The 20,786-nt window shown below is 32.9% G+C and carries 24 protein-coding genes and 1 tRNA gene; 15 read left to right on the top strand and 10 right to left on the bottom strand.

Annotation, left to right across the window (positions count from 1 at the left end; translation table 11 throughout):
• Positions 1-7: 7 nt before the first annotated feature.
• Complete coding sequence (locus C6989_RS01745; RefSeq protein ID WP_148704072.1) at positions 8-1,165, bottom strand: ABC transporter permease; 1,158 nt, start codon at positions 1,163-1,165, stop codon at positions 8-10.
• Between the two features lie 146 nt (positions 1,166-1,311).
• On the opposite strand from C6989_RS01745, the gene C6989_RS01750 reads away from it, so the two are divergent.
• Complete coding sequence (locus C6989_RS01750; RefSeq protein WP_182126202.1) at positions 1,312-2,214, top strand: winged helix-turn-helix transcriptional regulator; 903 nt, start codon at positions 1,312-1,314, stop codon at positions 2,212-2,214.
• 24 nt (positions 2,215-2,238) lie between these two features.
• Positions 2,239-2,754 carry an NUDIX hydrolase gene (locus tag C6989_RS01755; RefSeq protein ID WP_182126203.1) on the top strand — a complete coding sequence of 172 codons (516 nt, stop codon included), beginning with the start codon at positions 2,239-2,241 and terminating at the stop codon, positions 2,752-2,754.
• Here C6989_RS01755 and C6989_RS01760 read toward each other — a convergent pair whose 3' ends face one another.
• On the bottom strand, positions 2,755-3,735 hold the full coding sequence (locus C6989_RS01760) for a PhoU domain-containing protein (RefSeq protein WP_182126204.1): 981 nt from the start codon (positions 3,733-3,735) through the stop codon (positions 2,755-2,757).
• A gap of 64 nt (positions 3,736-3,799) precedes the next feature.
• On the opposite strand from C6989_RS01760, the gene C6989_RS01765 reads away from it, so the two are divergent.
• Genes C6989_RS01765 through C6989_RS01795 form a run of 7 tightly spaced genes read left to right on the top strand, consistent with a single transcriptional unit; the run spans position 3,800 to position 9,067 of the window.
• On the top strand, positions 3,800-4,711 hold the full coding sequence (locus tag C6989_RS01765; RefSeq protein ID WP_182126205.1) for a pantoate kinase: 912 nt from the start codon (positions 3,800-3,802) through the stop codon (positions 4,709-4,711).
• Positions 4,712-4,721: 10 nt separating this feature from the next.
• Complete coding sequence (locus tag C6989_RS01770) at positions 4,722-5,486, top strand: 4-phosphopantoate--beta-alanine ligase (protein ID WP_182126206.1); 765 nt, start codon at positions 4,722-4,724, stop codon at positions 5,484-5,486.
• On the top strand, positions 5,479-6,318 hold the full coding sequence (panB, locus tag C6989_RS01775) for a 3-methyl-2-oxobutanoate hydroxymethyltransferase (RefSeq protein WP_182126207.1): 840 nt from the start codon (positions 5,479-5,481) through the stop codon (positions 6,316-6,318). The genes C6989_RS01770 and panB overlap by 8 nt, the downstream gene beginning before the upstream one ends.
• Entirely contained in the window at positions 6,308-7,552 is a 1,245-nt protein-coding gene (gene coaBC, locus C6989_RS01780) for a bifunctional phosphopantothenoylcysteine decarboxylase/phosphopantothenate--cysteine ligase CoaBC (protein WP_182126208.1), read from the top strand. The genes panB and coaBC overlap by 11 nt, the downstream gene beginning before the upstream one ends.
• On the top strand, positions 7,549-7,728 hold the full coding sequence (locus C6989_RS01785; protein ID WP_182126209.1) for an RICH domain-containing protein: 180 nt from the start codon (positions 7,549-7,551) through the stop codon (positions 7,726-7,728). The genes coaBC and C6989_RS01785 overlap by 4 nt, the downstream gene beginning before the upstream one ends.
• Positions 7,725-8,567 (top strand): methyltransferase domain-containing protein, encoded by an 843-nt coding sequence (locus C6989_RS01790; RefSeq protein ID WP_148702413.1) that lies wholly within the window; start codon positions 7,725-7,727, stop codon positions 8,565-8,567. The genes C6989_RS01785 and C6989_RS01790 overlap by 4 nt, the downstream gene beginning before the upstream one ends.
• 17 nt (positions 8,568-8,584) lie before the next feature.
• Positions 8,585-9,067, top strand: coding sequence for a hypothetical protein (locus C6989_RS01795; RefSeq protein WP_182126210.1), 483 nt, complete (start codon positions 8,585-8,587; stop codon positions 9,065-9,067).
• A 2-nt stretch (positions 9,068-9,069) separates the two neighbouring features.
• On the opposite strand, the gene C6989_RS01800 is transcribed toward C6989_RS01795, so the two are convergent.
• A complete protein-coding gene (locus C6989_RS01800) occupies positions 9,070-10,134 on the bottom strand; it encodes a M24 family metallopeptidase (RefSeq protein ID WP_182126211.1) in 1,065 nt (354 codons plus the stop codon).
• Between the two features lie 72 nt (positions 10,135-10,206).
• Between C6989_RS01800 and C6989_RS01805 the strand changes: the two genes are divergently transcribed.
• Both C6989_RS01805 and sepF read left to right on the top strand, forming a co-directional pair.
• Complete coding sequence (locus C6989_RS01805) at positions 10,207-11,220, top strand: DUF814 domain-containing protein (protein ID WP_148702416.1); 1,014 nt, start codon at positions 10,207-10,209, stop codon at positions 11,218-11,220.
• 73 nt (positions 11,221-11,293) lie between these two features.
• Entirely contained in the window at positions 11,294-11,572 is a 279-nt protein-coding gene (sepF, locus tag C6989_RS01810; protein WP_014964061.1) for a cell division protein SepF, read from the top strand.
• Here the strand turns inward: sepF and C6989_RS01815 are convergent.
• Together C6989_RS01815 and psmB are read right to left on the bottom strand one after the other, a co-directional pair.
• Complete coding sequence (locus C6989_RS01815; RefSeq protein ID WP_148702417.1) at positions 11,564-13,504, bottom strand: beta-CASP ribonuclease aCPSF1; 1,941 nt, start codon at positions 13,502-13,504, stop codon at positions 11,564-11,566. The two genes, sepF and C6989_RS01815, sit on opposite strands and share 9 nt — an antisense overlap.
• A gap of 7 nt (positions 13,505-13,511) precedes the next feature.
• Positions 13,512-14,144, bottom strand: a complete 633-nt coding sequence (gene psmB / locus C6989_RS01820; RefSeq protein WP_148702418.1) for an archaeal proteasome endopeptidase complex subunit beta — start codon at positions 14,142-14,144, stop codon at positions 13,512-13,514.
• Positions 14,145-14,221: 77 nt separating this feature from the next.
• Between psmB and C6989_RS01825 the strand changes: the two genes are divergently transcribed.
• Entirely contained in the window at positions 14,222-15,286 is a 1,065-nt protein-coding gene (locus C6989_RS01825) for a sn-glycerol-1-phosphate dehydrogenase (protein WP_148702419.1), read from the top strand.
• A 1-nt stretch (position 15,287) separates the two neighbouring features.
• Here C6989_RS01825 and C6989_RS01830 read toward each other — a convergent pair whose 3' ends face one another.
• The 3 genes from C6989_RS01830 to C6989_RS01840 are packed head-to-tail and all read right to left on the bottom strand — an operon-like array spanning position 15,288 to position 17,758.
• Positions 15,288-16,034, bottom strand: a complete 747-nt coding sequence (locus C6989_RS01830) for a peptidylprolyl isomerase (RefSeq protein ID WP_182126212.1) — start codon at positions 16,032-16,034, stop codon at positions 15,288-15,290.
• 42 nt (positions 16,035-16,076) lie between these two features.
• Positions 16,077-17,222, bottom strand: coding sequence for a pyridoxal-phosphate-dependent aminotransferase family protein (locus C6989_RS01835; RefSeq protein ID WP_148702421.1), 1,146 nt, complete (start codon positions 17,220-17,222; stop codon positions 16,077-16,079).
• 41 nt (positions 17,223-17,263) lie between these two features.
• Positions 17,264-17,758 (bottom strand): nicotinamide-nucleotide adenylyltransferase, encoded by a 495-nt coding sequence (locus C6989_RS01840; RefSeq protein WP_148702422.1) that lies wholly within the window; start codon positions 17,756-17,758, stop codon positions 17,264-17,266.
• 62 nt (positions 17,759-17,820) lie between these two features.
• Between C6989_RS01840 and rtcA the strand changes: the two genes are divergently transcribed.
• The gene (gene rtcA, locus C6989_RS01845; protein ID WP_148702423.1) at positions 17,821-18,846 is read left to right on the top strand and encodes an RNA 3'-terminal phosphate cyclase; all 1,026 of its coding nucleotides are present in this window, start codon (positions 17,821-17,823) and stop codon (positions 18,844-18,846) included.
• Here the strand turns inward: rtcA and C6989_RS01850 are convergent.
• Entirely contained in the window at positions 18,826-19,323 is a 498-nt protein-coding gene (locus tag C6989_RS01850; protein ID WP_148702424.1) for a CopD family protein, read from the bottom strand. The genes rtcA and C6989_RS01850 overlap by 21 nt on opposite strands.
• Positions 19,324-19,422: 99 nt before the next feature.
• Here C6989_RS01850 and C6989_RS01855 point away from each other — a divergent pair, with 99 nt between their 5' ends.
• Positions 19,423-19,899, top strand: a complete 477-nt coding sequence (locus C6989_RS01855) for a hypothetical protein (protein WP_148704073.1) — start codon at positions 19,423-19,425, stop codon at positions 19,897-19,899.
• A gap of 8 nt (positions 19,900-19,907) precedes the next feature.
• Here C6989_RS01855 and C6989_RS01860 read toward each other — a convergent pair.
• Positions 19,908-19,981: transfer RNA gene (locus C6989_RS01860), tRNA-Val, on the bottom strand.
• Between the two features lie 82 nt (positions 19,982-20,063).
• Between C6989_RS01860 and bluB the strand changes: the two genes are divergently transcribed.
• On the top strand, positions 20,064-20,774 hold the full coding sequence (gene bluB, locus C6989_RS01865; RefSeq protein WP_148702425.1) for a 5,6-dimethylbenzimidazole synthase: 711 nt from the start codon (positions 20,064-20,066) through the stop codon (positions 20,772-20,774).
• The last annotated feature ends 12 nt before the right edge of the window (positions 20,775-20,786 follow it).

Below are 20,786 nucleotides of genomic sequence, written 5' to 3' on the forward strand. Positions count from 1 at the left end.
TAATACCTTAGACAGTTCTCATCGCCTCCACAGGTAATAGCTTAGTTGCCCTATACGACGGATAGAGTGACGCAATAATTGCCAAAATAAACGAAGTCAAGGCTGTTTGAATAATCTTTTCCCAGTTGTAGCTAACTTCAAGTGGCAAACTATTGTTAAATGACATCTTTGTAACATCAGCATAAAATGTATAGCCCAATCCTGCAGCAGTTCCTACACAAGCACCAATTGCTCCAATAATCATTCCTTGGAAAATAAAGATGACTAGAATATCTTTTCTTTTAGCTCCAATAGATCTCATTACACCAATCTCACGAGTTTTTCCATTTACTAGCATCATCTGAATTGTTACAATCGCAAAAGCCGAAGACATCATCCCAAAATAACCAATCATGTTGATCATTGCAATACCAGATCTGAATCCAGCAAGTTGTTCTTCAGCTGATTCCTCTATTGTTTCAGCTCTAAAATCATCATTAGGAAATGAACGCAGGAAAAATTCTTTTACTTCAAATGCTTTTGTAGGATCATTTAGTTTTACCATAAAAGAACCTGTATCACCTTGTCGATTCATCATATCACGTAAAGTATCAATATGAACAACTGCAGTATAATCAAAGCCCTGACCACCAGGTGACTTTGCAATTCCTGAAACGGTAAATCTTCGAATTTGATCTTCACCCCATCTATCAACTACCAGAACTTTAACACTGTCACCAACTTGAGCTCCACCAAGATCTCTTGCAACATTAGAACCTAACACAATAGAGTTTCTTGAAAAAACATAGTTTCCTTCTGAAATAGTTTCATGCACAGTTGACGCTCTAACATCTCTAAATGGATCAATTCCAACTATGGGGATTCGTGTTTCTTCAATTAATTTTCCATTTTTTGTCATATTCATTTCGGCAGTTGATGAAAGCCGCGGTGTCGCTGCTTCAACATATGGAATTCTTTCAAACCAATTTACAATAGACAAATCTGATTTATCGATATAGTCTGCTTCATCAGTTACAAGTACATCACCATTTCTGTAATCGCTAATGTCTCTAACAATTGCATCAAACAATCCCTGAAAAATTACAAAATTTACATGAATTACTAAAATTCCAATTGTAACAGCTAAAACAGCACCAATCAAACTCCCCTTTTTGTTAAACAACATTCTTTTTGCTAGTCTTAATCGATATTCCACGGTTCCAATAAAATAGTCTAATATTTAATGTATATGATATCTAGTGCTAACAGTATAGACAATTTTATATGATATTAGTTATTAATGAATTGCAGAATAACATTGGAGATAACATAATGGACAATTTAGATATGAAAATTTTGAGCAAATTACTTAACAATTGCAGAGAATCTGACAGGCAGATAGGAAAGGAATTAGGAATTTCTGGAGGTGCAGTACGTGTCAGAATAAAAAAGATGGAAGAAAAAGGAGTTATTGAAAAATTCTTTATCAAAGTAGAGCCTCCAATTTTAGGCAATGGTATACTGTATTTTGTAGTATCAGGGGAAAATATTCAAGAAATTTTAGAGCAGGTCAGTCTAGTTGGCGAACCATTTTTGGTAGTTCCATGTGTTGGTGGAATTACAGTATGTAGTATTGTGATTAAAGAAGATTTGGAGCAAAAAATTGAGCTTGCAAAAAAATTAATGAAAGATATTAGAGTTTTATCAATTTTTGAGGCAGAAAATCCAGGATTTAATTCCAATCTAACAAAAACAGATTTAGAAATTTTAGGAGAATTAATAAAAGAACCAAGACAAAAAAGTGAACAACTTGCAAAGAAAACAGATCTGTCAACTAAAACAATAACAAGATGTCTAGAAAAATTACATGACAATGATGGAGTTCAATTCACTTTAATTTATGATCCTACAAAGATTGAGGAATTTATTCCCCATGCAGTACTTACTTGGATTAATGGAGATTTGAAAGAAACTTTGGAAAATCTAAATAATAATTTTTCAGAATCATATTTACAAATTCCTTTTATTGCAAAAAATCAAATTGTCTTATTTATGTACAGCAATAGTATTTTTAAAATGGACGAATTAACACAAAAAGTCAGAACCATAAAAAATGTAAAATCTACAGACTTGTTTATTCCAAAAAAGATTTTGTTTTACACAAATTGGATTCAAAGAGCAATTAAAGAGTCTAAAAAATCCCCCAAACTACACCTCACATATCAAACAAATTAAATAATAACACTTTGATGAAAATATATGAAGAAGAAAAAGATCTATGAAGGAAAAATTTTAGGTCTTAGTGTTTATGATGGAAAAATAGAAGGAAGAAAAGTTAAACGAGAAATGATAGAGCATAGAGGAGCTGCAGCTATGCTTGCTTTTGATGAAGACAAGAAAGTTATTCTTGTAAAGCAACATAGATTCCCACATGGATATGTTCTAGAGATTCCTGCAGGAACATTGGAAAAAAGAGAAAAACCCATCAAATGTGCATTCAGAGAATTAGAAGAAGAGACAGGATATAGAGCAAAGAAGATGACGCCTCTAATCACATACTATCCATCAATTGGGTACAATTCAGAGGTAATTCACTGCTTTGTAGCCTCAGGATTGAAGAAAATTGTTGATTTGAGACTTGATGATGATGAGATTCTATCAGTAGTAAAAATAGATATGAAAAAATTACTCAATATGATAAAAACTGGAAAGATTCAGGACTCAAAAACAATATGTGCAGTTTTGACATATGCTGCAAAAAAGAAACTATACTAATTATTCATTATAGATTGGTTGAACGAGATCTGCCACATCAGCCCAAGATTGAGTTATTCTTTCAAACATAAAGATCATATCAAGAAAATCTATTGGAATCTCTTTTTTATTTCCTAATGTAGTTCTGAGTTTACCAAGTTTTTCTTCAAATTTTTTATGTAATGATATTGCTTCGATTGCTAAAAGCCTATCTGGCTTTGTAAATGCATCAATTGATTTTTCTGCTAATTTGCTAAAGTCTTTTACAACATCATAGATCTTTTTGGATTGTTCTTTTGATAATGAGGAGTTATAAATAAAATCAGAGAGCTCTACAATTGAGTCACCAGCATTCTCAAGTAGATTTGCTGCAACCCGATAATCAAGAACATCAATGTTTTCTAGATTAAATGCATTAGCTAATCTCTTGTCAACAAGAGTACTGCGAATTAATCTAACTAGTAAGAAATATTGTCTATTTACTTCTGCATCACGTTTTGATAATGTTTGCAAGTTTGATTTATCATCAGAAATTAATCCCTTTGATGCATCATCATACATTCCAAGAGCAATTGAACTCATACGTTTGAGAATTTTTTCAGGATTAAGTGTTGTAGCATCTAAAAGAAATTGCATGTTTATGTGTGATGCATCTTCTTCAATTATTTCCATTCCAACAAGTCGTCTCATAGAATTACGGATCTTTTCTCTATCTTCACCTGGAATAGTAGAATCAGAGGTGATTTCAATAATGTCATACCCTAACAGATAAGCACCTGTAATGTCAGCTACAATATTTTCTTCTTTTGGAAGTGGATAAGAGATTACAAGTTCTTTTGTAGGACGCGTCTCTCTATTTGCAGAAATTGAAATGCTATCTTGACCAGTATCAAGTTCGACTTGACTACTTTTGTCTAGTTTGTTTGCATCTACCCATTCTTTTGGAAGTGATACCAGAATGCTACTTCCTATTCTTTGCAGGCGTCGAATGAATTTAGTCAATTTATACTAATTTAATTAATTTAAGCCATATTCTTATATTTTATGCAAAATTTAAACTCAGATCATGGAGGGAGTAGCATTTTGTCCTGCACACATTACAGGTTTCTTCAAGGCTCATTTAGATAATAAGCAAAAAGATTTAGAAAATCTAGGCTCAATGGGAGCAGGTTTCTCAATAAAACAAGGAGTTACAACTAGAGTAAAGATTAATGAGAAAAATAATCATAATTCAAACTTTAGAATTACAACAAAAGGTTATCAATCTGATAAGACAGACGTTTCAGAATTTGTACTAAATGAATTTCTAAAAACTGGAAATTTTGAAGACAAGTTTTTTAATATTGAACATGAGATTTCAATTCCAGTAGGATACGGTCTAGGTTCTAGCAGTGCTGTTGCATTATCATTATCATTTGCATTAGATCAAGCTCTTGATACAAAGTTAGATAAAAACACAATTGGAAAAATTGCGCATAATGCAGAAGTTAATTGTAAAACTGGATTAGGTGATGTCTTAGCATCATTTCATGGAGGATTTGAAATTCGTGTAAAGCCAGGTGCACCAGGAATTGGAACAGTTAAAAAAATTTCTACAGAAAAAATTTCAATCATTATGATTTGCTTTTCACCAATATCAACAAACAAATTCATCAAAGAGAGATTATCTCAAATTAATGGTCTAGGTGGAAAAATGGTTAACAGATTACTAGAATCAAAAGATTATGAACATTTTCAAGATATGTCTTTAGAATTTGCAGAATATGTAGATGTAATGACACCTAGAATGCAAAAAATAGTTGATGAATTAACTCAAAACAATATCAAATGTGGAATTGCACTTTTTGGTGAGACAGTTTTTTCAATGATTCCACAAAAAGATGAAAATAAAGTTTTAGAAATTTTACAAGAATATTCTGATGGAGTAATAATAAAATCAGAATTAGATGATATTGGAGCAAGAGTTCTTAATAATTAATTGAGTTTTCATGACTTTAATTCCAAAATCGCATCCAAGAGCAAAGTCACTTTTAATTCGTGAAAAGTTAGTTAGCGGTTTTGACAAGGGCCTAGTTGCAAAAGAAGGGCTTTTGGCACAAGGTAGAGGAGAGGCGTTTGATTATTTGCTTGGTGAGAAAACAACCAAGGCCGCAAAACATGCCATAAAGGCAGCAGCAGCACAACTTCTCCAGGCTCAAAGACCAGTAATCTCAATTAATGGAAATATTGCAGCCCTGTGCCCAAAGGAGGTCATCAAATTATCAAAACAAATCAAGGCAAAACTTGAGGTAAATCTATTTTATTCAAATGAGAAGAGAAAGCAAGCCATCATCAAAACACTAAAGAAAAATGGAGCAAAGGAGATTCTTGGTACAAATTCTGCAAATTCAACAAGACTACCAGGAATTGATTCTGCTAGAAGGGTAGTAGATAAAAATGGAATTTTTGTAGCTGATGTTGTAGTTGTTCCTTTAGAGGACGGAGATAGAACTATGGCACTTAGAAATGCAGGAAAAACAGTAATTACATTTGATCTAAATCCACTTTCAAGAACTTCACAAACTGCCAACATTACAATTGTAGACAATGTAACACGAGCAATAGAATTGCTAATTGCAGAATCTAAAAAATTGGCAAAAAAGAAAGAAAAAAGTCTTGAAAAAATAATTACAAATTTTGATAATAAAAAAAATCTAACAGAGAATGTAATTCAAATTAAAAATAATCTTACAAGGAAAGCACGAATTGCATAAATCAGTACAAGATATCATAAATATGAAAAAAGAGAAAAAGAAAGTATCAGTAATTACAGGTTATGATTACACTTTAGCATCATTATGTGACAAAGCTGGAATTGATGTATTGTTAGTTGGGGATAGTGCAGGGATGGTAATGCTTGGTTATGAAAACACAATCCCTGTAACAATGGATCAAATGTGTATGTTTACTGAAGCAGTTAGTAGAGCAAGAAATAACGCATTACTTGTAGCTGATTTGCCATTTATGTCATATCAAGTAAGTATCGAAGATGCAATTAACAATTCAGGCAAACTAGTCAAAGCAGGAGCTGATGCAGTCAAACTTGAAGGTGGTTCAATAATGGCTGAAACAATTAGTGCTATTGTTGATGTTGGAATTCCTGTAATGGGACATATTGGATTACAACCCCAAACTACAATGCTTTCAGAAGGTTACAAAGTGCAAGGAAGAACAAAAGATACAGCAATAAAATTAATTCAAGATGCAAAGGAGATAGAAGAGGCAGGAGTGTTTAGCATAGCATTAGAGATGGTTAGCCATGAAGTTGCACAAATTATTTCTGAAACTGTAAGCATTCCTACGATTGGAATTGGATCTGGAGCAAATTGTGATGGGCAGGTACTAGTTGTTCAAGATTTGCTTGGAATGTATGACAAGATAAAACCAAAATTTGCAAAAAGATACATGAATCTATCCGAGGATATTGTAAAATCACTTGAAGATTACAAGAGTGATGTAGAATCAGGCACATTTCCTGCAGAAGAAAATTGGTTTTCAATGAATCCTGATGAATTGAAAAAATTGCGTGAACAAATTGGTAGTTAAAAAGAAAGTAAATGATCACCCGTCATTAGATATTGTATCATCTCACGGTGTAGAGTTGACAGGTAAGAAAATTGTATTATGTGTTGCAGGTAGTGTTGCAGCATACAAAGCAATAGAGCTAGCAAGGTTGCTCATGAGACACGGCGCAAATGTAACATGTGTAGCTAGTGGTGCAGCAACAAAGCTGATTCAACCAGATTATTTCAAATGGGCTACAGGAAACAATGTAATTACAAAACTTACTGGTAAATTAGAGCACATAAAATTAGCTGATTATAATCAATCAGATTTAGTAATTGTCTATCCTGCAACTGCAAATACCTTGGGTAAACTTGCAAATGGTATTGATGATACGCCGATTTCAACAGTTCTAACAGTTGGATTTGGCTCAAAGATTCCAATTTTGATGTGTTTAGCAATGCACGAATCAATGTATAACAATTTAGCAGTAAAAAAGAATATTGAGTTTCTAAAAAATAAGATCCAATTTCTTAAGCCTAAAATGATTGAAGGAAAAGCAAAGGCACCAGAACCTGAAGATATTTTAGAATTTGTACTAAAGAAATTTGGTTTCTCATCTACATTACAAAATAAAAAAGTGCTAATGACTGCAGGACCAACAATAGAATACATTGATCCAGTTAGAGTGATAACAAATCTTAGTTCTGGGAAAACAGGAGTGTCATTAGCTTCAGAATTAATTTCAGCTGGAGCCAAAATCACTTTAATTTATGGTCCAGGAAATGAAAACCCACCAAGAGGTGCCAAAGTAATCAATGTTGCAACAAACAAAGAGATGCTTGATGCTACAAAAAAAGAACTGAAGAAAAAATACGATATTGTGATAATGGCAGCAGCTGTATCAGATTATACTCCTGAAAATACATCAAAATCAAAGATAAAGAGCAACAAAAAATCACTTACAATCAGGCTCAAAAAAGCACCAAAAATAATTGATCAAGTAAAAAAAATCCAAAAAAATACCATGCTAGTTGGATTCAAGGCAGAAATTAATCTATCAAAAAGTGCTCTAATCAAATCAGCTAAAACAAAATTAAAAGAATCTGATGCCGATCTAATTATTGCAAATGATATTGGAACAAAGTATCAAAAGAATCCAAACAACAATCAAATCATAATTGTAGATAATCAAAAAACAATAACATCAGGATGGAAGAAAAAAGAGAAGATTGTAAAATTAATTAGAAAAGAAATTGAAAAGAAAATAAAATGAAAAATTCTGAATTAAAAAAACTGATTTCACAATACAAAGAAATTTCAAACAAACAAAAAAAGAAACATACAGATAATTTCGAACTAGCTAAAAAGCTAAAAGAGATAGAGCATAAATATTTTCATGAGACAGGAAGAACATTAAAATCAGATCTAGAAGAGTTTAAAGAAAATTGAAAGTAAAACATTTTGATTATAAAAAACAAAATATGTCAGTTTGGAATGAAGTTGCACCAAGGTATCACAAAAGATGGGCAACATCTAAAAAAGGACCATTTCAAAGTACAAAAAAATTAGTTGAATTAATTGATGTGAAGAAAGGAGATCGTATTCTTGATGTTGCAAGTGGAACAGGTGTTGTTACAAAATTATTAAATCAAAAAGTAGGAAAATTAGGATTTGTGGTTGGTGCAGATACATCAACTACTGCAATTAAAGTTGCAAAAAAATGGAATAAAAAATCTTCAAATATTTTATTTGTAAATACTGATGCTGAAAATTTTTCATTTAAAGAGAAATTTGATATTATTACATGTCAATATGCATTGTTTTTTTTCCCAAATGCCCAAAAGGCTCTAAAAAATATGAAAAATAGCCTCAAGGAATCAGGCAAATTAGGAATATCTGTACATGGGCATCCTAATAGAGTTCCATATTTTGATAGTATTTTTGAGGCTGTAACACAATTTATCCCAAATTATGTTCCACCTGGAACTCCTGATTTTGATAGGTTTGGTACAAAAAAATCACTCAGAGATGAGATAAAGAAAGCAGGTTTTAGAAAAATAACAGTAAAAGATTACAACTTTCCACATAGCCCAGGTACCTTTGAACAATACTGGGGTAATTATCTCAGATATGTGGCAAAGCCAATAAAAGAAAAACTAAATTCATTGGATAGATCTCAAAAAAAAGAGCTCAAAGAGATGGTAAAAGAAAACACAAAGCCCTACACAAAAAAGAATGGAATAATTCAATTTCCTTGGGAAGTTTTAATTTTAACAGCAAAACACTAGAAAATTAGGAAAAGAAAATGGCCAAAGACAAAAAAAAGAAAGAAGAAGAGAAACCAAAGAAATCAGGCTTACAAGCATTTCTCAAAAAAAGAGCACCATTTTATCTTGCAGCCGTTGCATTAATTGTAATTTCAGCTCAGAGTGTATTATCAGAGAAGAATTTTGAAAACAGTCTACCAGAATTATCAGGAGAAGAGCAAATGGTTCTAGATACTTTGCTAAATTATAATGCTGGAGTAGAATCTAAGCTCTCAGTAAAAGAAGTGATAAAAAATCAAATAGATGAAGAATATCCAGATGAAAATATCTATGGACACAAGAAGACTGTTCTTGATTTGTCTGCAATAAATGTAAATTTAGATGAATATAATGTAATTTTGAATTTTAAATCATACAAGGGAGAAATGAATTTTGATTGGAATGTTAATGTTGAAACTAATACAATTACACCAAACAATCCTGAATCTAAACATGTAATTGATGTTGTTACATTTTCTTAGGCTCAAATTGTGACTAAATCTTTAGTAAATTTGTGCATAACAATAGGATTTTTCTTAACAATCAAAGAATCTTCGATTCTAATTCCAAATTTATTTTCAATATAGATTCCAGGTTCTACTGTAATTGCCATGTTTTCTTTAAGTTTTGTTTCACTTTTGTATGAAACAGTTGGAAGCTCATGCACTTCTAATCCAATTCCATGTCCAGTTGAATGAATAAAGTATTGACCATAGTTTTTGTCATCAATGTATTTTCTGCATGCAAAATCAACGTCTTTACAATTTACATTTGGTTTAACAGCTTTGAGTCCAAGTTTTTGAGATTCTTTAACGATTTCATATGCTTCATTTGCTTGAGGTGAAATTTTTCCTATTGCAAATGTTCTAGTCGCATCAGAAACATATCCCTTATATCTTAATGTAAGATCAGTTACAACAAGATCACCTTTTTTGAATTTTCTTTGTGTTACTTGAGCATGAGGTAAAGCTCCATTTGGTCCTCCTGCAATAATCAAGGGATTAAGAGTAGATTTGTATCCAGTATCAAACATTTGTTGTTCCATGGCATAAGTCATCAAAATTGTTTGCAATTCTGACTCTTTTTGACCTACTTTGATCTTTTTTGAGCATATTTCGAACATTTCATCTATGATTTTAGATGCTTTTTTGAGAACCTTGATTTCATTGTCATCTTTGATGATACGAGAATTGTAAAATGGCTCTGTGGAGGATTTTATTTTTGGGATAGATTTTTTCAATGAGGTCATAACGGAATAATTTTGGCAATCAGTACAAACACGGTTTTTCTTTATTTTATTTACAAGTGAAGATACAAGACCAGTTCCTCGTTCTGCTGTAATAACATCACAGTCTTCAGATTCATCTTTGGCTCTTCCCACCTCAAGTTCTGGGGCAATTATGGTTGTTTTTCCATTTTTTTCCAGTAAGCCTATTGCCTCACCCCAAAATCCAGTCATGTAAAAGAGGTTTTCAGGCTCAAAAGTGACCAAAGTATCACAACCGATCTTTTGAGCATGCTTTAGTAGATTCTTTCTACGTTGTTTCACACACAAAAAACACTCGTTTCTCAATTTATGTATGATGCAAAGTTTGTATATGGAAATTCAGTCTAGATCGCTGTGACTGAAGAAAAAGAGAAGAAAAAAGTGGTTGCATTATTGTCAGGAGGACTAGACAGTCAACTTGCTGTTAGAATGATGCAAGAACAAGGATTTGATGTTTCTGCAGTTGCAATAAAGACTCCATTTTGTGACTTTGATTGTGGAAGAGGATGCGGTTTTGAGATTAGAGAAAGAGCAGACGATCTTAATGTGAATTTAAAGACAGTGTATCTAGGTGATGAATATATCGAGATGCTAAAGAATCCAAAGCATGGAATTGGTGCAGGATTCAATCCATGTATTGATTGTAGAGCCATGATGTTTGATGCTGCAAAAAAACACATGGAAGAGATTGGTGCAGAGTTTATCGTGTCAGGAGAAGTGTTAGGCCAACGTCCAATGAGTCAACATGGACCAGCATTACGAACTATAGAAAAGGAATCAGATCTTGTAGGAAAAATTGTAAGACCGTTATCTGCTGCACTATTACCTGAAACAATTCCTGAAAAAGAAGGTTTGATCAAAAGAGAAAACTTAGGGATGATTAGAGGTAGAACTAGAAGAAATCAATTAGACATGGCAAAAAAATATGGAATTGAGAATCCACCGAATGCAGGTGGGGGGTGTTTATTAACTGAACCACAGTTTGGAATTAAAGCTAAAGATCTTTTTTCACATGTAGAGACTCCAACAATTAATGATATTGATTTGTTAAAAATTGGAAGACATTTTAGATTAGATGAGGAAACAAAATTAGTTGTTGGGAGAAATAAAGATGAAAATGAAATGATCAAAGCAATTGCATTACGAGATGATATTTTGCTTGAAGCAAAAGAACATGTTGGACCAACATCGATTCTACGGGGTAAAACTGCAAAAGAACATACAAAATTTGCATCATCTGTTACATTAAGATATTCAGACGCTCCAAAAAATCAATTAGAGATTGTTTCAATAAAAAGCGGAGATACCACTGAAGAAATTAAGGCTGAAAGTATAGAAGAAGAAGATTACATTAAATTTAGAATTTAGGCGTGAATTTTTTAAAAAATTAGTCAAAACTAAGGAAGAGTTTTTGAGGGAGTAGATTACATTTTTAGTTAGAATGCAAAAACAAGAAAATACGACATTTCTAAAGGCTATCACAATTAGAGATATCAGTGATGTTCATTCGATTCAAGAAGATATCAAAAAAGATATGATTTTGATTCTAAGAGTAACACCACTAGCTCAAAAAGATGTGGATCAGCTTAGAAAGGTTGTTGAAGAATTGTATTCTATTGCAAAAAGTGCTGGTGCAGATATTGCAAGGTTGGGAGAAGAAAGAATTATTGTCGCTCCATCTAACATAAAGATCTGGAAACCAGAATACGATCTAAAATAATTTTATTGCTTCTTGAATTTGAGGATAATGGGCAGGAACTCTGTGCATTCTTCTAATATTCATAGCAAGATTTTCTGATTTCTTTCTTTCACCATGATTAACCAAAACTCTTCGTAGTTTTGGCCTTAGTCTTTGTACAAACGACATTAGTTGGTTGTAGTCGCTGTGTCCACTAAATCCATCTAATTTTTCTACACCGCAATTGATCGTTACAACTTCAACTTTGCCTTCTTTTCCCAACATTGTTGCCTGTTTTGATCCATCAAGGACTCTTCTTCCCAAAGTTCCATTTACTTGATAAGACACAAACAATACCTTACTCTTTTTATCAGGTGCAATATTTTTGAAGTATTCTAAGACAGGTCCACCTTCCAACATTCCTGATGTTGCTAAAATTATGCAGGGTGAATTTTCTCTCATAGGTTCTTCTCTAGCATCTGCATGCTCAATATTTGTGAAATATTCAGAATCAAACGGATTATCATCAGTTTCTAGAATTTTTTGCTTGAGTTCACGCGCAAGGTATTCAGGATATGATTCATGAATTGCTGATGCCTCTGAAATCATTCCTTCAGTAAATACTGGAGCCTCAATCATCTCTCCAGATTTCATGTAATGATCGATTACCATCATGATTTCTTGTGCACGGCCAACTGCTGGAATTGGAATTAGAACTTTACCGCCATCTGCAAGAGTATTATTTACTGCGTTAATGAATGCAGATTCTACTTCTTGTCTGCTTGGTTGAATGTCTTCTTTAAGACCATAGGTACTTTCTATGAGTAGAGTTTCAACTCTTGGGAAATTCCAACTAGCAGCTTCAAACAATATACTTTTTCCAAATTTAATATCACCAGAATAAACAAAGTTGTGATCACCATTTCCAATATGGAAATGACATAACGCAGAACCAAGAATATGACCTGCATTTGCAAGAACTAATTTAATGTCAGGAGAAATATCAGTTACAGTTCCATATGGTAAAGTAATTGTCTGTCTCATGATCTGTTTTACATCACGTTCAGAATAGATTGGGGTTCTTCCTTGGGCGGCAGCAACTTTGATTGCATCTAATTGAATTAGATTCATCATAGGTAATGTTGGTTCAGTACAGTAGATTGGTCCCTTGTATCCATATTTACACAGTGTAGGTAAAAATCCAGTATGATCCAAATGTGCATGACCAATAACTACTGCATCAAGTTCATCTAGTGTTATATTCAAAGAGTCTAGTCTAGGAAATGCATCCATTGGGGAACGGGCTCCAGGATTTATTCCACAATCAATGAGTATCTTACTTTCAGGAGTAGATAATAATAATGAAGAACGGCCAACTTGACCAAATCCACCAAGAGTATAAAGTGAAACTTCTGTTCTTTGAGTTAGTCTCGGTCTGAAAATTTCATCTCCAACTTGCTTTAGTTGCTTACTTCTTTCAGCAGAAGCTTGTTTGAGAGTTGCATTAATTGTTTGAATAGTACGAGATGGTATAGTAGTAGCCTTTCTTATACGTATTTTCCAGCCTGTCTTCTCAGTTACTTCAGCATGATTGAATTCCTTTGCATTTCTCTGCAACAGCCATGGTCGTTTTGCCTCAATTGAGACTTCTCCAGTCGCAGTATCAAATAGTGTGGCTTGTAATTTTGCATCATCAGGTACCAGTCCTCCAATAATTTTCCTAGCTTCGTCTTCAGGTTTCCTAATTGATTCATCAGTTCTAACTACAATTCGTTTTTTGATAACACTTACAAGATTTGAAATTGTTTGATTATTTTCCATCAGATAACGAGGAGAGTTTGTATAAAGTGCAATTCTAGGTCCTTCGTATTCAATTTTTGTAACATTTGCTTCTTTGGGTATACTTTGCAGTATGGTGGCCATTATATTCTGGCTGCTAGGAGGTAATTCTTTTTGTTGTTGTTTTCTTTGCATTAAATCACTAAAGCTCAATGACTGCTTTCTTTTGTTCTTCAGTCAAAAGACGGAATCCATCTTTATCCATTATTGCGATGTTAATTCCATCGCCTGTACCAATGTTTCTAACTATTGCGGCTTTTACAGCTCTTAAAGCAATTTTTTTTGCTTCGTCAACTGTAAGATCTTCTTTGTATTCTTCCTCAAGTAAACCATAAGCTACTGGTGAACCGCTACCAGTTGTGACATATGATTTTTTTTCAACTGAACCAAACATATCGATGTTAAACAATGCAGGGCCTTCTGCATCAAAACCACCAACCAAAATATCGGCCATAAATGGATAACCCCTATTTTGATGGAAGATCAATGAGCAAAGTCTTGCAAGTGAATGAATTGAAATTGGTCCATGTTTTTCAACTCTATGAAGATTAGAATGATAACGTAAAATATCAACAATGTTTTGTGCGTCTGCAACACCACCTGCAAGTGTCAATCCTGCATGCTCATCAATTTTTTGAATTTTCATGGTGTTATTGTTTGCAATAAAATATCCTGCACTAGCCCTCATATCTGCACACAAAACTACACCATCCTTTGCTTGTATACCTACAGTGGTAGTCCCGTGCAGAATTTTTTCTTCGACATTATTTGACAAAAAATACACCTATTAAGATAAAGTAAATGGCATTTCACCCTTTTAAATAACTTTTTGATCTCTGGAAATCATAAATAATGACAAAAAATCAAGATCGCATGAAATCGCATACAATGGAATTACCTAGACAGATTGTGGTAGGCGAAAAAAATATCAATGAATTTGGAGAATTTTTACATAATTTAACAAAACCAAAAAAAATTTCTCTGATTTCAGGAATTCATGTTAAAAAAATTCTTAGACAAAGAATTGAAAAATCGCTGAAAATAAAAAAAATCAAGTTTGTATGGCATACATCAAAAGATAATCAAATTAGCACTCTAAATAAAATCCAAAAAGATGTAAAAAGAGATCATAGCGATATGATTGCAGGAATTGGCGGTGGACGTTCTGTTGATACTGCAAAACTAATCTCTTTTAATTTAGGAATACCATTTGTTAGTGTACCAACTGCTGCATCACATGACGGAGTATCAAGTCCTTTTGTTTCAGTCAAAAGTGACAAACCACATTCTATTGTTGCAACTGCACCACTAGGAGTTTTTGTAGATATAGATATTATTAAAAAGGCACCATCAAGATTGCTTGCCAGTGGTTGTGGGGATTTAGTAGCAAATATTATTGCAGTCAAGGATTGGCAATTGGGTCATCAAAAAACTGGAGAATATTATGGAACTTATTCAGCAGAATTAGCTATGATGAGTGCTATGATGGTAATAGATAATTCAAGCAAATATGCAAAAAACGGATTAGATGCAAGGGTAATTGTTGAAGCATTGATTAGTGCAGGGGTTGCTTCATGTATTGCAGGAAGCAGTAGACCGTGTTCAGGAGCTGAACATCTTTTCTCGCATGCTTTAGATAAAATTGCACCAGGAAAGGGATTACATGGAGAAAAATGTGGAATTGGTTCTATAATGATTGCAAAACTACAGGGGCAAGATTGGAAAAAAATTATAAAAACATTGAAAAATGTAGGAGCACCAACTACAGCAAAACAAATTGGACTAACTGAGGATCAAATTATAGATGCGTTAGTTATTGCACAAGATTTGAGACCTGAGAGATACACAATTTTAAAAGAAATAGAGATGACAGAAAGAAAAGCAAAAAGTCTTGCAAAGAGTACTAAAGTAATTTAATTTAAGCAGTCTTTTGCTCAGGTGCTTTTTCTTTTGATTCAGGTTTTTTTTCCTGAGTTTGTTTGTTGACATGTGTCTCAACAAAGTTTACTTTCTCCAAAGTAGGAACAAATTTGAAGATATCTAATTGAATAAAGTGTTTCATAATTTGTAAGCCATCAGCACGAAGAATTTCTTCTGGGACAGTAATGTTTACTTCTTTATCTTTTAGATCAAATGAAATTTTTGAATCCTCTACTGGAAGTCTGTTTTTTAGAATGCCATCAATTTTGTCATTTGAGGAATCAAGTGATTTGAGAACATTAACATCAAATAGAATTGTTTTTCCTGCATATCTGTGATTATAATCAATCTGAACTCTTCCTGAGCCAATAAAACGAATAATTCCTCGTTTATTATCAATTTCAATTGTATCACCAACTGAAACTTTTTCTGCGTCTTCACCCAATTTTCTAATTGGAATCATTCTGACTTTGCCAGAATCTCTTTCACCAAATCCTTTGTCAGGTGTAACCTCAACTGTAAGCTTATCACCAGCAGCTGTTTTTGCAAGTGCCTCATCAAGTCCTTTAAGAACTGGATACGAAACTTCGCCTATTGAAACTAGTTTTGGTTGATACTTGACATTTTGTTCATGAATAGAATATTTTTTTGCATCCTCTTCAATTGTTGTATCAAACACTTCTTCACTATCTTTGACCTTTGCCGTATAATCAACTAAAATTAGTGAACCTTTATTGAAAGTCAATGTGATCGGTCTCGAATTTCCTTATATTAAGTTAACAGGGTTTTAGAGAGACTTGAGTTTCTCTTCAGCAGTTTTTAGTCCTGCTTGAGCATCTACTTCATATCCCATCATTGCTAATGTTGATGAAATTGCAGAGATTGTTCTCATAACATGATATGGATTAACTTCGCCCATACATCCAACTCTGAAGACTTTGCCTTTAAGATTTCCAAATCCTCCTGCAACAAGAACTTTGAATTTGTTTGCAAGAGTATTTCTAAATGTTTTATCTTCAAGACCATCAAGATAGTTTAATGCAACAATAGAGATTGAACGATCTTCTTCTTTTGCAAATGGAGACAATCCCATAGCACTTAGTCCAGAATATAATGCATCTGAACAAACTTTGTGTCTATTGAAGACGTTTTGGAGTCCTTCTTCAAGTAAAATTGCTAATGCTTCTCTATATGCATAAAGTAAAGGTAATGCGGGTGTGAAAGGAGTATGTTTTTCCTCATCATAATATTTGAAGTATCTTGCTAGATTAAAGTACATTGTAGCAGGTGGGTTTTCTTGCATGTATTTTTTAGCTCTAGGACTAACAGATATTGGAGAGATTCCTGGTGGTGCCGCAATTGCTTTTTGTGCTCCTGTCATACATACATCAATATTCCATTTGTCAACTGGAAGTGGTGCACCTCCTAATAGAGACACAGAGTCTACTACGTAGAATGCATCATTTCTAGAGGTTAAATCAGATACTTTATCGAGATAATTTACCATTGTTCCTGTTGAGGTTTCATTATGTACAACATAGAATGCCTTTACATCTTTGTTATTGTCAAATGCCTCTTTGACTTGATCAAATGTTGCATTTTGTCCAGGAGGAGTTTCAAGTTTAACTACATTGGCTCCTTGGCCTTCAATTAATTGAGATAGTCTATTACTAAATTCACCATTAACTGGAATGATTACTTTATCACCTTTCTTTACTAGATTAACAACTCCTGCTTCAACAGCACCAGTTCCAGATGCAGATAATGCAACAATATCGTTTTTAGTTTCAAAGACTTGTTGAGTTTTGTCAACTACATCAGTGTATAATTCAACAAAATCATCGCTTCTATGGTTAATGATTGGTGCCAACATTGCTCTCATAACACGATTAGGTACATTTGTTGGTCCTGGAAGCATTGAAAGATATTCCATATGTTATCTACCACTCAGTACCATACGGGGTTTATTTATAATTAGAGATTTTTTAGACGTTCCTTGGCATTATTATTTATCAAAAAATTTTCTGTGCCTTTGGGAACCAAATCATTCCAATTTTGATCGCTGATAATCAGATCTCGAATATTTGTTCCAGATAATTCATGTCTTTTTAAAAAAGGAATTGGAATTACTTTGACATCTCGTTTTGAATAAAGATGATTTGTTAAATCATCATTTGAGAAAACTATATCGAATTTTGGAACTATGGTATCAATTTTGTCAATCCACTTTACGTGATTATCTAAATCTGGAATAAAGTAGATTGAGATTTTTTCTTTCATAGAATCATCAATTGATGATAGAATCATTTCTTTGCGTTCCTCTGCTGAAAAAGGATTATTTTTCTCAGGAGATCTGTTTGAGCTTCCTAAACCTACCCACAATTTATCAACTTTTGATAAAGCAAATCGTAATGCTTCAAGATGTCCCAAATGAAAGGGTTGGAATCTGCCTATTAACAAACCATTCATACTGAAAGATAGAAAATTTCTTTTTAAAAAACTATCATAAAGAGTGATAGAAAGAAAAAGTTGTGGATTTTTTAAAAATTAATGGAGAGTTTGGTGAAGGAGGAGGTCAAATAATTCGTTCTGCCATCAGTCTTGCATGCATTACAAAACAACCAATCCATATTGAGAATATTAGAAAGAATAGAAAAGTACCTGGATTAAAACCACAACATCTTACTGCAATTAAAATTTTAAAAAAAATTTCAAATAGTGAGGTTATTGGTGATAAAATTGGTTCTGCTGAATTAAAATTTATTCCAGGACAAGTTGAAAATTCAAAATTGTTTGAAGATGTAGGAACTGCAGGAAGTATTTCATTAATTTTACAAGTTTTAATTCCCGTAGTAGCAATTTCACAAAAGAAACTGGAACTTACTATCAAAGGTGGCACAGATGTAAAATGGAGTCCTACAATAGATTATACTAAACACATTCTAAAAGAAGCATATTCAAGAATGGGAATAAAATTTTCACTTGAATTAAAAAAAAGAGGTTATTATCCAAAGGGAGGTGGTGAGATAAATTTAGAAGTTTATCCATCAAAAATAAAATCTATTTCATTATTAAAGAGAAAAACAAATCAAGCAAAAGTTATCTGCACATATTCAAAAATTCCATCAAAAAAAATTGAAAATGAAATTAACAAGATTAAAGATAAATTATCTAAGGCAAATTTTGTTGTTGAAACAGAAATTAAAGAACAAAATGCTATAGATTCAGGAGCATCTTTACTAATTTACAACATAGATGAGAATTCAATAATAGGAATCGATTCATTGTTTGATAAAAAAATACAAAGTTTTGATATAGATTGTAATGGATTTTTAGAAAATCAATTAGCAGTAGACAAAAATTTAGCAGACATGCTTGTAGTTCCAGCAAGTCTGGCTAGCGGTAAAACTAGATTTCAAGTAAAAGAAATTACAAAACATTTGGAGACAAACTTGTTTGTAACATCAAAAATTACAGGTTGTAAGTATGGAGTAGGAAAACTACCTAGTGGATTTGAGGTAATTATTGAAGGAATATCATACTCCAGCATCAAGTAAGGCTGCAAAAAATAGTATTGCAACTGATAAAACTACGGTAATTTCTCCAAGAATGATAATTTTTTTTCTTAGTGTTTGAATTTGTGGCTCGGGTATTTGATTTGACATTATTTTTTCCTCAACATCTTTTCTAATTACTCTGACATGCACAGCATATGTAATAATTAATGCAATGACAAGAAGTATTTTGATTATTAGAAATGTTCCATAACTTGTTGCAGTAAGAAGATCTGGTTTACTTAACAATGCATGTGAGCTATACAATCCAGTTGCCATCAATATAATTAGTGAAGGAACAGCTACTTTGTTAAATCGTCTTCCAACACGAATCATGATTTGCATTCTTTCTTCAATTGAATTTGTCATAGTTTTAAGAAGTGGAGAAAAAACTATTCCAATAAATAATGAACCACCTACCCATATTGCAGCTGCAACAAGATGAATCCAAGTTATGATTGCTTGTTCTAATGCTGTCATGGTTAATCATATTTTCAATGAAATATTATGTATTTGGATCTTGACAACCTTTTTTAGTTGTACGTAATTTGATACATTGAAATGGCATTACAGAGTAAAATGACAGTCTATGTTGCAATAGCAGGTGTTCTTGCTTTGATGGGAGGAATTGTTTTCTATGCTAGTTTAGATAATGCTCAATTAGAACAAGCAGAAATTGAATTATTTAGTGTTGAATTAAGAGGTGTAGATAATCTAAAGAATGAAGCAAAGTTTGATGTTACATTTCTTATAAAAAATCCAAGTGAAAAAGCATTCACAGTTGGAATTATTGATTATCAACTTTTTACTAATGGAATTGAATTGGGTTCAGGGCAATATTCTGCAATGGATGTTGCATTACCAGGAAGAGCAGTATTTTCTTCAGGTGATCAAATACCTTTGAAGAGTACATTTGTTTTAATAAAATCTGAAATAAACCCTGAAATTTACGAGGACATGATAAATGGAAAAATCAACAATTTTACTGCTGAAGGAGTTCTTACCACTCAGACTTCGTGGAGTACTATTGATAAAGAGTTCAGTACTGGTTTTTAATTAAAAAGTGGGCCGAGAGAGATTCGAACTCACGATCACCGCCGTGTCGAGGCGGTATCCTAACCAGCTAGACTACCGGCCCATTGAAATACAAAACTAAATGGTGGCATTATTAACGTTTAACAAAAGAAACGATGAATAAAAAGAGGAAAGGCGTGAATTAGTTGAAAGATAATTTTACTGAAGATGAGAAAAGAGGATTCTACAAGGCAATTTATTCAAGAAGGGATGTTAGATCTCATTTTACATCAAAACCTATAGAAGATGAAGTTCTTTCAAAAATTCTTCATGCTGCACACCACGCACCATCTGTAGGATTCTCACAGCCATGGAATTTCATTTTGATAAAAGATATTGGAACAAAAAAGAAAATCAAAAAATCCTTTGAAGATGAGAAAAAGCGATCATCACAATTAGTAGAAGAACCAAAGAGATCAAAATATCTTTCATTCAAACTGGAAGGAATTTTAGAGTCGCCGGTGAATTTGTGTGTGACATATGATCCTTCAAAATTTGGCCCATTTGTAATTGGTAGATCTAGTATTCCTGAGGCAGGATTGTATAGTGTGTGTTGTGCAATTCAAAATTTGTGGTTATCAGCAAGAACAGAAGGGATTGGTCTAGGATGGGTAAGTATTCTATCAAATGAAACACTAAAAGAAAATTTAGAGCTACCAGAACATGTTGTTCCTGTAGCGTATTTGTGTTTAGGATATGTAGATGATTTTGCAGAAAAACCAGATCTTGAAACTGCAGGTTGGCTCCCAAGACTTGAACTAAAAGATGTGGTGTATTTTGAAAAATGGAATGAACATGAAAATGAAAATTGGAAGAGCGTTCAAAATATGATCAAAGAAAATCTTAATTACGCTTAAATAATTAAGAAT

This window comes from Nitrosopumilus sp. b2, from assembly GCF_014078535.1.
GTDB classification, from domain to species: domain Archaea; phylum Thermoproteota; class Nitrososphaeria; order Nitrososphaerales; family Nitrosopumilaceae; genus Nitrosopumilus; species Nitrosopumilus piranensis.